This is a genomic window from Arsukibacterium sp. MJ3 (assembly GCF_000987765.1).
Taxonomy (GTDB): domain Bacteria; phylum Pseudomonadota; class Gammaproteobacteria; order Enterobacterales; family Alteromonadaceae; genus Alishewanella.
The window spans coordinates 74,885-88,320 of record NZ_LAHP01000006.1; the positions used below are offsets into that span (position 1 = coordinate 74,885).

The window sequence follows — 13,436 nt, forward strand, 5'->3', positions numbered from 1 at the left end:
TGTTTACTGACAAGCCACCGCAGTGTGTCGCTCATTATTGGCCGGGCTAATTCGGGCATCGGCCAGGCTTAGGTTTAATTCACCACTGCTTTGGATAGACAACACCTTAAATACTTGGCTTACGTTCATTCCCTGCTGCTGTAAGCAACGCAAATTAACAGCTAATGGCTGCCATTGATTTTCCTGCATGGCGGCCAGCGCACTGCTAATATTCACTTCTCCTGAACAGTTGTCACCACACCCCATGCCAAGCGTAACGTTGGCCGGCACGTTGCCTTGGCGTTTTACTAACACCGTTAGCTGGCTATCGGCTTCAGCATAGGCCCGTAAATCTCGTGGAAACGGGCTAATAAAACTCAGTGTGGCATTGCTGCTGCCGTCGAATTCAAAGCGGCGGGCATCTTCCTGCACGTCTTTATCAAAGGTGCGGCTGCTAATCGCGGCCAGCTGCTGAATGCTGCTGGTGACCATGGCCGTGTCATTGCCGCTTTGCAACTGTAATTGCCAGGGTGAACGCGGTGCACGTTCAAATATCACTAAGTCGGTCAGCTGATTACGTTGTTCTATTTGCTCAGACAACGCATTGCTTAAAGTGCTGGCTTCACCATAGCGAAGGCCAAAACCATACGGCAGCAGTGGCTGGTAGTCGGTGTCGTGCCGGTTAACCTGTTGCTGCGCTGTAGCGGGCCAGCTAAACGACAGCTTGCCGCGAAAGTCGAGGTTTACACTGCCATCGGCTTGCGCCATGATGACATCAGCTACGCCAGCGCCTTCACTGCCCGGCAGCCAAACGGCAACAAAGGCATCTGATGCGTTTAGTTCCGGATTCACCCACAGTGGCCGGCCACTGATAAACAGCGCAACCACCTTAATGCCGTCAGCTTTTAGTTGTTGTAACAGGGCCAAATCCGTTTTATTGCCACGCTGAAATTCCAAATTATCTAAATCGCCATTGCCCTCGGCATAAGGTTGCTCGCCAAACACTACTATTGCCACATCTGGCTTACTTTGGTAACGGCCATCGGTACTTAGCTCAACGCTGCCGCCTGCGGCGATCACCGCTTGCTGAATACCGGCATAAATTGAACTGCCACCGGGGAAGTCACTATTGCTGTTACCGGTACCCTGCCAGCTAATGGTCCAGCCACCAGATTGCATTCCAATGTTGTCTGCACCTTCACCGGTAACCAAAATACGTTGCTTGGGGTTTAATGGTAATAACGTGTTGTTGTTCTTTAGCAGCACTAATGATTGTTGCACAGCCTGACGAGCAACTGCCCGGTGTTCAGCTGAACCAATTAACTCCGTTTTACCCGACAACGGCCGATTAGCCGGGCTGGGCTTATCAAATAATCCGGCGCGTAATTTTACCCGCAAAATACGCCGAACTGCGTCATCTACGCGGCTTATCGGAATAACGCCGCTTTCTACTTGTGCAATAAGGTTTTCATACAGCGGTTTCCAGGCTGGCGTGGGCACCATAAACATATCTAACCCTGCCAGTGCAGCGTGCGGGCAGTTATCGTTGCTACAACCTGGGATCTGGCCATGACCGTTCCAATCACCCACAATAAAACCATCAAAGCCCATGCGATCTTTTAGTACATCGGTTAGCAAATATTTATGTCCATGGATTTTTTCGCCATGCCAGCTGTTAAAGGATGCCATAACACTTTGCGCGCCAGCCTGCAAACCACCAACATAGCCTTGGGCATGAATACTAAACAGTGCTTGCTCGGTGGCAATAGTGTCGCCCTGGTCATCACCGCCTACCGTACCACCATCACCAACAAAGTGTTTAACGGTACTAATGACCCGCTCGGCACCCAGAAAATCTTTATCGGCGGCGCCTTGCAAGCCAGTAACAATAGCGGCGGCATAATCGTGCACTATTTCCGGATCTTCTGAATACCCTTCATAGGTGCGGCCCCAGCGATCATCACGCACCACCGCAACGGTGGGGGCGAATACCCAATCAATACCGGTAACCATTACCTCGCGGGCGGTGATTTTGGCTATTTCTTCAATGAGTTGCGGGTTATGCGCTGCGCCTAAACCAATATTGTGCGGAAATAAAGTGGCACCAAGTACATTGTTATGGCCATGCACGGCATCGGTGCCCCACATGGTCGGAATGCTGCTGCCATCGAGGCTATTATCAATTGACGCCTGATACATGCTTTCGGCCAGCGCTATCCAATCGGCTGGGGTGGCATACTTATCATCGTTGGGAAAAGCACCACCGCCGTTAAGGTAGGAGCCGAAGCCATATTTACGCATGTCGGCAACGGTAATATCGCGAATTTCTGGCTGGATCATCTGGGCAATTTTTTGCGCCAAGGTCATGCCCGCCATTAGCTTAGTAATCCCCTGCTCGGTAGCACTGTCTTGTGCTATAGGTAAGGTTAGCTGTGGCCAGATACTGATATCGGTAGCATTTTGCGGCTGGTTTGTCGCCGGTTCAGGGGCGTGTTTATAACAAGCCGCCAGTAATAAGCTGCTGCTTACTGCCAGTAACAAGGGTTTCAGATAAAATGGTTTTGCTGGCAACATCATAGTGCTTCCTTAGCCGCATTTGCAGTATTAGCCACGGCGCGGGGCTTGCAGCCATTGATGCCATAAAAAGCAATATAGAGATAACACAGCAACGGTAAGATAAAGGCTTGCTGCACCCCAACGTTGTCTGCTAGCACGCCTTGCAGCAGCGGTAAGATAGCACCACCAACAATAGCCAGACACAGTATGCCCGACCCCTGACCGGTGTATTGTTTTAAACCGGCAATGGCTAAGCTGAAAATAGTGGGGAACATAATAGAGTTACACAAACCGACCAGCAGCAGTGACCACATGGCTAACTTTCCAGACGATAAAATAGTTAAAGCCACCAGCAACACGGCACATACCGCATTAAAGGCCAGCACCTTGCCCGCGCTGACTTTTTGCATCACCACCGCACCAATAAACCGGCCAAGCATCGCGCCACCAAAGTACCAGGCAATGTAATGCGAGGCTGCCGATTTTGTCATGCCACCAATTTCTGGCATTGACAGGTAGCTGACTAAAAAGCTGCCAATGCCGACTTCTGCACCAACGTAAACAAAAATACCTAAGGCCCCTAGCATTAAATGCCGTTGTTTCCAGGCTTCACCGCCCAGCGGCAGCGCTGCGGTAGGATCTTTTTTACCCATCGCCGGCAGTTTTAACCAGGTAAAAATTATTGCCAGTAACACCAGACTGGCGGCCAATATTATATAAGGTAACTGTACTGTTGACTCAGTAACCGCACCCGCTACTGGCTCGGGTACATCCATACCGCCAAAAATTAACCAGGCGCCAAAAAAGGGCGCTACAGTGGTACCCAAAGAATTAAAGGCCTGGGTCATGGTTAAGCGGCTGGGCGCGGTTTCTGGTTGCCCCAATACACTCACATAAGGATTGGCGGCCACTTGTAAAATAGTAATACCCGAGGCCAGCACAAACAGTGCCAACAAAAACATGGCGTACACATGAGCGGCAGCGGCAGGTACAAATAACAGGCAGCCGGCACCTGCTATTAATAAACCGGTAACAATACCGGCTTTATAGCCAATTCTGCTGACCAGCATACCGGCAGGTACTGAGACAATAAAATAGGCGCCAAAGAAACAGAACTGGATTAGCATGGCCTGAGTGTAATTTAAGTCGAATAACATTTTTAAATAGGGAATTAAAATGTCGTTTAGACAGGTAATAAACCCCCACATGAAAAACAAGGAGGTTAGAGCGGTAAGTGCAAAGCGATAATTGTTGCCGCCGCCATCGGCGCTAAGGCCTGCTGTTACCGGTATTGGTGTTGCTGCCATCTTGTCCCCCTTAGGTGCATAGTGTTTTATATTGACGTGTTGTGCATGGCCGTCTAGTATTATGTAAGCGCTTTCATTTATAGCATATATCACGCTGTTGGCAAATTTTTTGTCGTGCAGCTGCCAGTCACTTTACGTTCGGAAGATAGCCAAACTGATGAAAATCTCTTTAGCCAACAACTCAGCCCTGCTGCAGCCAGATTTCGTTTTTGGGGTCGCTACCGCGTCGTTTCAAATTGAAGGTGCGGCTGATAGCCGGCTACCTTGCATTTGGGATACTTTTTGTGCCGAGCCCAGCCGCATTAAAGATGGATCTAATGGCCTGGTGGCTTGCGATCATGTTAATCGCTGGCGCGAGGATATTGAGCTCATCGCGGCACTTGGCGTGGACGCGTATCGGTTTTCTATTGCCTGGGGCCGGGTTATTAAGGTTGATGGTAGTGTTAATCAGGCGGGATTAGATTTTTATCTGCAGTTGCTGGATGCTTTACAAGCCCACAATATAAAAGCCTTTGTTACGCTGTACCATTGGGATTTGCCTCAGTATCTGCAAGACGCCGGTGGTTGGTTAAATCGCGATACGGCTTATAAATTTGCTGATTATGCCGATATGATTAGTAAGGCCTTTGGCGAGCGAGTGTATTCTTATGCCACCTTAAATGAGCCGTTTTGCAGCGCCTATTTAAGTTATGAGGCCGGTATTCATGCGCCCGGTGTACAAAACCGTCAGCAAGGCCGCCAGGTGGCGCATCATTTATTACTGGCTCACGGCTTAGCGATGCAGGTGTTGCAAAAAAATGCAGCACATGCCAAAAACGGTATCGTGCTGAATTTTAGTCCTTGCCACCCGGCCAGCAATAACGCCGCTGATATCAGAGCGGCTGAAATGGCCGATCAGTACCATAATCACTGGTATATTCAGCCATTAATAGAAGGCCGTTACCCGGATTTAATACGCCAACTGTCCGTTACTGAACAGCCAGACATTGGTGTTGGCGATATGGCCATTATTGCTCAGCCTCTGGATTATCTTGGGGTAAATTACTATACCCGCACCGTGTATCGCGCTAATGATAAAGGCTGGTTTAGTGACGTACCACCGACCATGCCACCGTTAACCGATATGGGCTGGGAAATTTATCCGAAGGGCCTGACCGAGATATTACTGGCAATGCATCGCCGTTATGCTTTGCCACCGGTTTATATTGCCGAAAATGGCGCGGCCATGCCGGACACGCTGGCCTGCGGGCAAGTTGATGACCCCGATCGGGTGAGCTATTTTCAGCAGCATCTGCAGGCAACAGAAGATGCTATTAACGCTGGCATGCGGATTGATGGCTATTTTGCCTGGAGCCTGATGGATAATTTCGAATGGGCTGAAGGCTATGCTAAACGCTTTGGCATAATCTATGTTGATTACGCCACCCAGCAGCGCACACTGAAAACCAGTGCCATAGCGCTACGCGACTTGTTCGCCGGACGGCAAAAATAACAAAACAGTGATCTTGGAGTTAGCATGCTGACAAAGCGGGAAAAAATAGCCTATGGCCTTGGCGATACGGCCAGTAATATCGTGTTTCAGACCGTTATGTTGTTTTTGACGTTTTTTTATACCGATATTTTTGGCATTTCACCCGCGGTAGTCGGCAGTATGTTTTTATTGGTGCGGATTATTGATGCTATAACCGACCCGTTAATGGGCGTGCTAGCGGATAAAACAAATAGTCGCCATGGTAAATACCGCCCTTATTTATTATGGCTGGCATTGCCTTTCGCTTTTTGTAGTGTACTGGCGTTTACCACCCCTGATTTATCCGCTAATGGTAAAGTTATTTACGCCTTTGTTACTTACACCTTACTGATGTTGGCCTATACCGCTATTAATATTCCCTACTCAGCGTTGGGTGGGGTGTTAACGGCTGATCCTACCGAGCGGGTTTCCGTGCAGTCCTACCGTTTTGTGTTTGGCATGTTAGGCGGCTTATTAGTCACTGCCTGCACCTTGCCACTAGTTAATTATTTTGGTAATGGAGATAGCGCCAAAGGGTATCAGCTAACGATAGCGGCTATGAGCGCTCTGGGTGTAGTGTTATTTTTATTGTGCTTTTATGGCACCCGGGAGCGGGTTACTACCCCGGTTGCTCAACAACTTACTCTGCGTAGTAGCGTTCAGGAATTGTGGCAGAATGACCAGTGGCGCATTTTGTGCGTCGCCGCGTTTTTTCTGCTTACCGGTATGGTGCTGCGGTCTACCCTGGCGATTTACTATGTTAAGTACTTTCTCGGGCGTGCAGATTTGATCACTGCTTTTGTTACGTTAGGCATGCTGGGCAATATTGTTGGCTGTGCGGTTGCGCAATGGCTTTGTCGTTATATTGACAAAATAAAAGCCTACATAGGCCTGCAGTTAATCGCCGCTACTATTTGCATTGTTAGTTTTTTTGTTGGCGCAGAGCAGCTGATGTTGGCGTTTATCCTGTATTTTCTCTGGGGGTTCTTTTTACAAATGGCCACCCCTTTGCTGTGGGCGAAAATGGCCGACACCGTTGATTACGGCCATTATAAAACGGGTGTTCGTATAACCGGCCTGGTGTATTCCTCTATCGTGTTTTTTATTAAACTGGGGCTGGCCCTCGGTGGTGCCTTAGCGGGCTGGTTACTGGCCGGCTATGGTTATCAAGCCAATGTGGTACAAAGTAGCCTAACGCAACAGGGCATCTTACTCAGTTTTACCTTGCTACCTGCCATTGGTTCAATACTGGTGGCCTTGGTAATGAGCCGTTACCGGCTGACCAGCAGCACAGTGCTGGAAATTCATCGGCAACTGGCAGAGCAATCTGGTGAGATTACGCCAGAGCATGCTAGAGTAAACGCTTTAACACAATAATACAGGTACAGCATGGCGACTATTTACCAAGTATCAGAATTAGCTGGCGTATCATTGGCAACCGTTTCCAGGGTGATGAATAACAACGCCCGGGTGAGTGATAAGACTCGTGACAAAGTATTGGTGGCGATGGAACAGCTGGGTTACCGGCCTAATTCTATTGCCCAGTCACTGGCGTCCAGTCGTTCTAACAGTATTGGTATTCTGGTATCTGAGTTACATGGGCCGTTTTATGGTGAAATGCTAACCGGTATTGAAGCAGAATTCCGTGCGGCCGGTAAACATGTCATCATTGCCGCCGGACATAGCGAGCGGGCGACTGAAGAAGAAGGTATCGACTTTCTGCGCAGCCGTAGCTGTGACGCATTGATTTTGCATGTGGAAGCAGTGACCGATCAGTATTTAATAGAGTTGAGTAAGAAAGAAACGCCCTTTGTGTTACTGAATCGTCAGGTGGCAGCGTTAGCGGAGCGTTGTATTAGCCTCGATAATGAACTAGGTGGTTATTTAGCAACTCACCATTTACTGCAGCAAGGGCATCGTCATATAGCTTATATTGCCGGACCCATGTGGAAAACGGATGCCCGTGATCGCTTTCATGGCCATCAACGCGCGTTAGCCGAATACCAATTAACGGCAGACGATGCCTTGTTTTTTGAAGGTGATTTTCGGGAAACCGGTGGCAGTAAGGGGTTGCAATGGTTATTGGCCAGTGGCCGGCCGTTTAGTGCTTTAGTGTGCGCCAATGACGAAATGGCCTCGGGGGCGCTAACTGCGGCTCGTGAGCTTGGTTATGAAGTGCCGGCAAATTTTTCGGTAATCGGTTTTGATAATGTTAACTTTGCCTATTACACCTATCCTAAGCTATCCACTATTGATTATCCGATTAGCGCTATGGGCCAAATGGCGGCGCGGTGGGTGTTGCAGCAGGTTTATCAACAAAGTAGTATTGTCGTACAACAAGTGTTTTCCCCGCATCTTATCCCACGTGACTCAGTGGCAGAAGCCTTGCACACTTGACCCATTAATTTAAGAAATAATATTAGGGTAATGCGCTGCCGCGGGCTGCTAAATACAGTGCGTACCAGTGCTCACGACTTAACTGTACACGGCTTACCTCGGCACAAGCGGCAATACGCTTTATATTCGTTGTGCCAATTACCGGCTGTATATTCGCCGGGTGGCGCATTAACCAGCCCAGCACTATTGCTTCTGTACTTACCTGATACTCTGCGGCCAGTTGCTTTACCAGCTCTGCTGTGGCCTGAATATGCTGTGGTTCTGTGCTGACATCTTTGCCGCTGAACAGGCCCTGGCTTAAACTGCCCCAGGCTTGTAACTGCACCTTGTGCCGGCGGCAATACTCGATAGTGCCACTACTAAAATTAACTCCAGGCTCGCCACTGCAACCGGCTGTGGTGCCTTCGTCCAGCCAGGCCAGGTGGCTTAAGCTTAATTCCAGTTGATTCACCAACAACGGCGTAATAAGGGCATCCTGTAGCAGTGCCATTTGATGTTGCTGCATATTGGATACGCCAAAATGTTTAACTTTGCCGCTATGTTGTAACTGGGTAAATGTCTCAGCAATTTCTGCCGGTTCCATTAGCGGATCGGGCCGGTGCAGCAGCAAAACGTCAAGTTGCTCTATCTGCAGCCGGCTTAAAATATTATCGACTGACTGAGTAATCCACTGCGCTGAAAAGTCATAACGCTGTACCGCGTTAGCATTGGCAAAGCGAATACCACATTTCGATTGCAAGGACAGTTGTGCCCGCAGCTGTGGGCGTTGTGCCAGCACTTTACCAAAGGCTTGCTCAGCCTTACCATAAGTATAAATGTCAGCATGATCAAAAATACAAATACCGGCTTCGAGCGCGGCATCAATAACCTGATGCGCCTGGGCAATATCGGCGGCACACAGCGGGTTGCTATTCCAACCGCCACCTAAACTCATACAACCAAATACCAGCGGGCTATGCTGGCGAAGGTGTTGTGCCAACGGATACTTTATAACAGGTGTATCAGGCATAACGGGTCCTAACGTGAAGTGAATAAATTAGCCACAATCAGCTTTCAGCCATTTGCCGCTTTGTTGCATGGACATTTGCTCGGCTTTGCCATTAACGTCAGTAGTAAAGCTGGCGTTGCCAGTATAAGCCTTGCGGCTGCTAAACGTCATATCACCACTGCCGCTGGTTGGCGGCTTGGTATCGCAGCTAAAGGAAAAGCTGTAACTGCTATCGCCAGTTTGACGAAGCTGCTGCTGACAACCGTCTTGTTGCGGTAGCTGACCGCGGTCAATTTCTTGTTGGGTCAGGCATACCTGCACCGATCCGCCTTTTAGATCGAGCGACAAGCCCTGGCCAGACATCATTTTTTCCATCATTTGCCGCTGGGCTGCCGGCATGCTGGCCAGTTGTTGCTGCAGTTGCTGCATGGCCTGTTCCAGCTCGCCACTGGCAGTTTTAATATTAAAGGTATGTTGCCATAGGCCAGGCTCTATATCCAGTTTCGGTGTTTCGGCGCTCGCCGGAAGGCTTAATACCATCGCAGCCGTAAGTGCTGCGCTGGCCAGGCGATATTTGGAGTGTATTTTATAATCTTGCATGATGATCCTCCATGACAGTTTTAACAAGACAGCTAACTTAAACAGCAAGCATAGATGCTGCTGCTGAAAACCGCAAAGTGGTTGGATTACCCCCGAAGACCAGCATGCTATGGCAGCGGCAATTGGTAAACATCACCTTGCGCAGGTTGGCGTTTAACAAAGTAAATGGCCTGATTACTTACACTGTAATGATGCACCAGCTCTGAGCTATCGGCCAGTAGCTGTTCCGCCGGCGCGTTGTTCTGCAGCGACTGGCGGTAAATGCCCTGACCTGGCTTAAAATACAGCACGCGGTTATCTTGCAACTGCCAGTTCAGCCAGTTAATTTTGTCAAAGTCAGCCAATAACAATAGCTCCTCGCCATTGCTGAGATCTAATTGCCATAAGCCATCTTGATGAAACTTGCTGTAGTACAAGACATCACCTACCAGATAGCCGCTGTAGCCACCCTGGGTGGTTAATTGCTGGTGTTGCTTACCTGTTAGCTGGTAGCGCCACAATTGCCAGTCGCCACTTTTATTGCTGCTGTAGATCAGGTTGTTATTGTCCGGGCCGGCATTCACTACATAGGCCATATGCTCTGACATGAATAACGGCGTTAACTGGCTATTGGCCAGATCCAGCTGATACACCGCCCCTTGTTGGCTAAAATAAACACTGCGTTGATCATAGGACCAACTGAGCCGGGTAAAGCCGGCAGAGGCGGGCAGCGTGGCCAGCAAATGTTCCTGGCCATTATGGGGCTTGCGCCAGATTTGATGCAGCCCCTGGCGGGTGCTTAGGAACAATAATTCACTGTCCTGCTGATTAACTCTGGGCAAAATATCCAGCTGCGAGCTGGTGATATGGGGCGTAGCCTGAGCATCGGTGGTGAATGGCTTGCGCCAGATCTCAGCCTGCTGCTGCTGGCTGGCAAAGAACAACTGCCGCCCGCTGCTACTTAGTGAGTTTATCGACAGTTGTGAGTAAAAATAATGCTGTAGGCTAAGATCATTTTTCAGCCGATATACCTGGTTGCTACTGGCCAATAGCATTGGCTTGCCAGCCGGCCAGGTTAGGTCTACCACGCCAATATTAAGGTCTGTTGCTTGCTGCAATTGCAACGGCTGCCCCTCCGCCAACTGATACAGGCTAAGCCGGCTGCTATCCGGCGTAAGGTAGCTTGCTACGGCAAGCTGTTTGCCATCTGCCGCCACTGCCAATGCAATGGCGCCGCTAACGCTGGCCGGGTCTGGCAGAGTCAGCTGTTGCTGATTGGCCGTGGCAAGCTGATACCGATAAACCAGATAGGGTTGGGTTTTGCTTTGGCGCAGCCGATAGTAAAACTGTTGGCTATCGGGGTGCCAACTGGCCTGAAATGCGCTGTCAGCCGGGCAGGCAAATAAGCTTTGTTCAGGCGCTTGCGGCTGTAGCGCCAGTAGTAGAATCTGGCATTGCTCGCCATTGAGTTGTCGATAAACCACTTTACTACCATCCGGGCTGATACTGCCATTAACAGCCTGTACATCCGCGGTTATTAGCGGAGTATGCTGCTGGTTGCTGTAAAGCCACATGTGAGTGTTGCCATTGGCATCGCGACGGTGATAAAGCAGCTGGCCCTGCAGACTGCTGCTAATGTTAAATTCAGCACCGTCGAAGCTGGTTACCGGTTTGGGGATCAGCACCTCGCCCGGCTTGCTGTTATCGGGTGCAGCGGTTTGCAACCAGGCCCAGCTTGCCACCAGCGCTATCAGGCTGAACATCAGCAGCGGCCATAACAACAGGCTGCGGGGCTTGGCGGTCGTCACTTCAGGTGCTGCTGCAGATATTTCAGGACTATCTATCGGGGTGGTAACCGTATTCGAGGTGCTGGCCAGTAGCCTGGCGTTGGGTAACAGGCAGTAGCCCAGTTTGGGGATAGTTGAAATATAGTCGGTGTCTGGATCGAGGCTGGCGCAGGCTTTTCGCAGGAAACTAACGGCGCGGTTAATCGCACTTTCGCTAACCACCCGGCCCAGCCAGATTTCGCTGATCAATTGTTCGCGACTTACCGGTTCGCCAGCGTGTTGCGCCAGCAACAATAACAGCTCTGCCTGTCTTGGCTCTAACGCGCAGTGTTGCCCGTGCAGTTGCAGGGTGCGCCGCTGCGGGTCAAATATCAGCTGGCCCAGCTGCCATTGTTGCCTATTCATTATTTTATTTAACCCCTTGTTTATATATAAAAAGCAATAGTAAGCTTTTCATCACAAATCAATCACCTAACCATTATCGCTTAATTTTCGGTTTGTCTTTAATTTGGCTGGCGACTTTATGTTAACAGGAAAGTAATATGAAATTACAACTAAGATTTTTACTACTGCTGCTGGCCGGTATACTAAGTGGCTGTGGCGATGAGAGTAAGGAGCGGGCTGAAACTAACCTGGTTAAATTGGGTGATCGCAGTTATCTGCTGCAACTGCCTGCTAATTTTCAGCCAGATCGCGATTACAAACTGCTGTTGGCGTTCCACGGCTCAGGCGGAACCAGCAACAGCATGCAAAGTATGGCCAATTTCAGTGCCTATAGCGATGAATATATTGTCGCTTATCCTCAGTCTGGCACAGTAGAGTGGAATGAAGGCTGTAGTTGTAACATTGCGCATCGGTTAGGTTTTGACGATTTAGGTTTTGTTGATGATGTTATTGCTGACATCAGTAGCAAGCAACGCATTGCCGCTGGGGAAATTTATGCTGCGGGGTTTTCGCAGGGCGGTTTGTTCACTCAAAATCTGGCTTGTAATCGGAGTAACCGTTTTAAGGGGTTTGCTGTAGTGGCGGCGCCGATGTCTGGTCAGTTGTGGCAAAGTTGTGCGCCTGAGCAGTCCGTCTCGATTATGATGGCTATGGGCAAAAATGATACGGTATTGCCCTACGATGGTTTGACAGACCCAAATTTTGGGTTGGTCTCCGCTCCTTTGGCAATTGCTCGTTTTGCAAAGTTAAACAACAGCTTACCATTGGCTCAGAAACAAAAACTGGCAGATAATCAGGTGGAGTTGCTCAGTTACAGTAATGGCCGGCAAAAAGCCGAGTTATTTAGCATCGAGCAAGGTCAGCATCAGTGGAAGTTTAGTCATTTTGATACCTCAGCCGAAATTCTGACATTTTTCCAGCAACTTGATACCCCGCGCCAGCCTGATGCCTCCAGCCTGGTGCAAGTGGGCGATAAACAGCTGCATGTGCGCTTAATGGGCGAGCAGAATGCTGGCCCGGCCGTGGTGCTGTTGGCCGGCCCAAATGAAAATTATCATAGCGACAGCGCCTGGTTTGCTTTGTTGCAACCGCTATTGGCTGAAAAGTACCGGGTATACAGCATCGACCGGCTGGGAAATGGCTTCAGCGATAGTGCCGACGACTTGTCGTACCGCCGCTTTGCCGACGATTTGGCCGGCGTGCTGGATGAATTGGGTGAGCAACAGATCGTGTTGGTCGCGATGGCCAGTGCCAGCATTAGCGCTCGTCTTTTTTATGAAAATCATCAGCAGGAAATTGATATAAAAGCGATGTTGCTACTTGATCCGGATGTGCCCATGCCAAACGCGCTCAGTATTTATAAGGGTTACCCGGCCGATTGGTATCTGGCCAATCTTGATGCGTTAATTCCGCATCTGGCCAGTGGCGCCTGGACTGAACGTACCTTAGAAAAATTGCTGGCAGAACGCAGCCATGCCGAGCAGCTAGTCGGCGACAACCCGCTGATGGACTGGCCATACTTTGACTTAATCAGTCAGCAGCGCTTACTGGTAAGCCATCAGCAAAGCCGGGCGCGGGAAATCGCTGCCTACACCGCCGATCTGGACGCCTATGCGGCGTTACCGATGCTAACGGCTATACCCATATCGGTGATTGATACTGACTTTGAACAGGCGCAGATTGACGCTAACCCGGATAACGCCGAGCTGCTGCGTTTATGGCAACAGGAAAGTACCAGCTGGAATCAGCAGCAGGCGGAGCTGGCGAATGGCCAGTATATTGCGCTGACTAACAGTGACCACCTGCTGGCCTTGCAGCAACCTGAGCAAATTAAAGCCGCATTGGACTGGCTGTTTGCTCAGTTACAACTGCCCTGAGCGGCTGTTGCA

Annotated in this window: 9 protein-coding genes; 4 read left to right on the forward strand and 5 right to left on the reverse strand. The window is 49.8% G+C overall.

The window, feature by feature from the left end:
* Positions 1–3: 3 nt before the first annotated feature.
* Positions 4–2,556: a glycoside hydrolase family 3 N-terminal domain-containing protein gene (locus VT06_RS06305; protein ID WP_200897924.1), complete on the reverse strand. Its 2,553-nt coding sequence runs from the start codon at positions 2,554–2,556 to the stop codon at positions 4–6.
* Positions 2,553–3,842: a sugar MFS transporter gene (locus VT06_RS06310; RefSeq protein ID WP_046553443.1), complete on the reverse strand. Its 1,290-nt coding sequence runs from the start codon at positions 3,840–3,842 to the stop codon at positions 2,553–2,555. Before VT06_RS06310 ends, VT06_RS06305 begins: the two co-directional genes overlap by 4 nt.
* A gap of 157 nt (positions 3,843–3,999) precedes the next feature.
* Here VT06_RS06310 and VT06_RS06315 point away from each other — a divergent pair, with 157 nt between their 5' ends.
* Genes VT06_RS06315 through VT06_RS06325 form a run of 3 tightly spaced genes read left to right on the forward strand, consistent with a single transcriptional unit; the run spans position 4,000 to position 7,749 of the window.
* Positions 4,000–5,334, forward strand: coding sequence for a GH1 family beta-glucosidase (locus tag VT06_RS06315; RefSeq protein WP_046553444.1), 1,335 nt, complete (start codon positions 4,000–4,002; stop codon positions 5,332–5,334).
* Positions 5,335–5,358: 24 nt separating this feature from the next.
* A complete protein-coding gene (locus VT06_RS06320) occupies positions 5,359–6,729 on the forward strand; it encodes a glycoside-pentoside-hexuronide (GPH):cation symporter (RefSeq protein ID WP_046553445.1) in 1,371 nt (456 codons plus the stop codon).
* Positions 6,730–6,741: 12 nt separating this feature from the next.
* On the forward strand, positions 6,742–7,749 hold the full coding sequence (locus tag VT06_RS06325) for a LacI family DNA-binding transcriptional regulator (protein ID WP_046553446.1): 1,008 nt from the start codon (positions 6,742–6,744) through the stop codon (positions 7,747–7,749).
* Between the two features lie 22 nt (positions 7,750–7,771).
* Here the strand turns inward: VT06_RS06325 and VT06_RS06330 are convergent, their stop codons facing one another.
* The 3 genes from VT06_RS06330 to VT06_RS06340 form a co-directional block, all read right to left on the reverse strand.
* Positions 7,772–8,758: an aldo/keto reductase family oxidoreductase gene (locus VT06_RS06330; RefSeq protein WP_046553447.1), complete on the reverse strand. Its 987-nt coding sequence runs from the start codon at positions 8,756–8,758 to the stop codon at positions 7,772–7,774.
* A gap of 27 nt (positions 8,759–8,785) precedes the next feature.
* Positions 8,786–9,337 (reverse strand): DUF3617 domain-containing protein, encoded by a 552-nt coding sequence (locus tag VT06_RS06335; RefSeq protein ID WP_046553448.1) that lies wholly within the window; start codon positions 9,335–9,337, stop codon positions 8,786–8,788.
* A 107-nt stretch (positions 9,338–9,444) separates the two neighbouring features.
* The gene (locus VT06_RS06340) at positions 9,445–11,508 is read right to left on the reverse strand and encodes a winged helix-turn-helix domain-containing protein (RefSeq protein ID WP_046553449.1); all 2,064 of its coding nucleotides are present in this window, start codon (positions 11,506–11,508) and stop codon (positions 9,445–9,447) included.
* A 137-nt stretch (positions 11,509–11,645) separates the two neighbouring features.
* On the opposite strand from VT06_RS06340, the gene VT06_RS06345 reads away from it, so the two are divergent.
* On the forward strand, positions 11,646–13,424 hold the full coding sequence (locus VT06_RS06345; protein WP_046553450.1) for an alpha/beta hydrolase: 1,779 nt from the start codon (positions 11,646–11,648) through the stop codon (positions 13,422–13,424).
* Positions 13,425–13,436 lie beyond the last annotated feature (12 nt).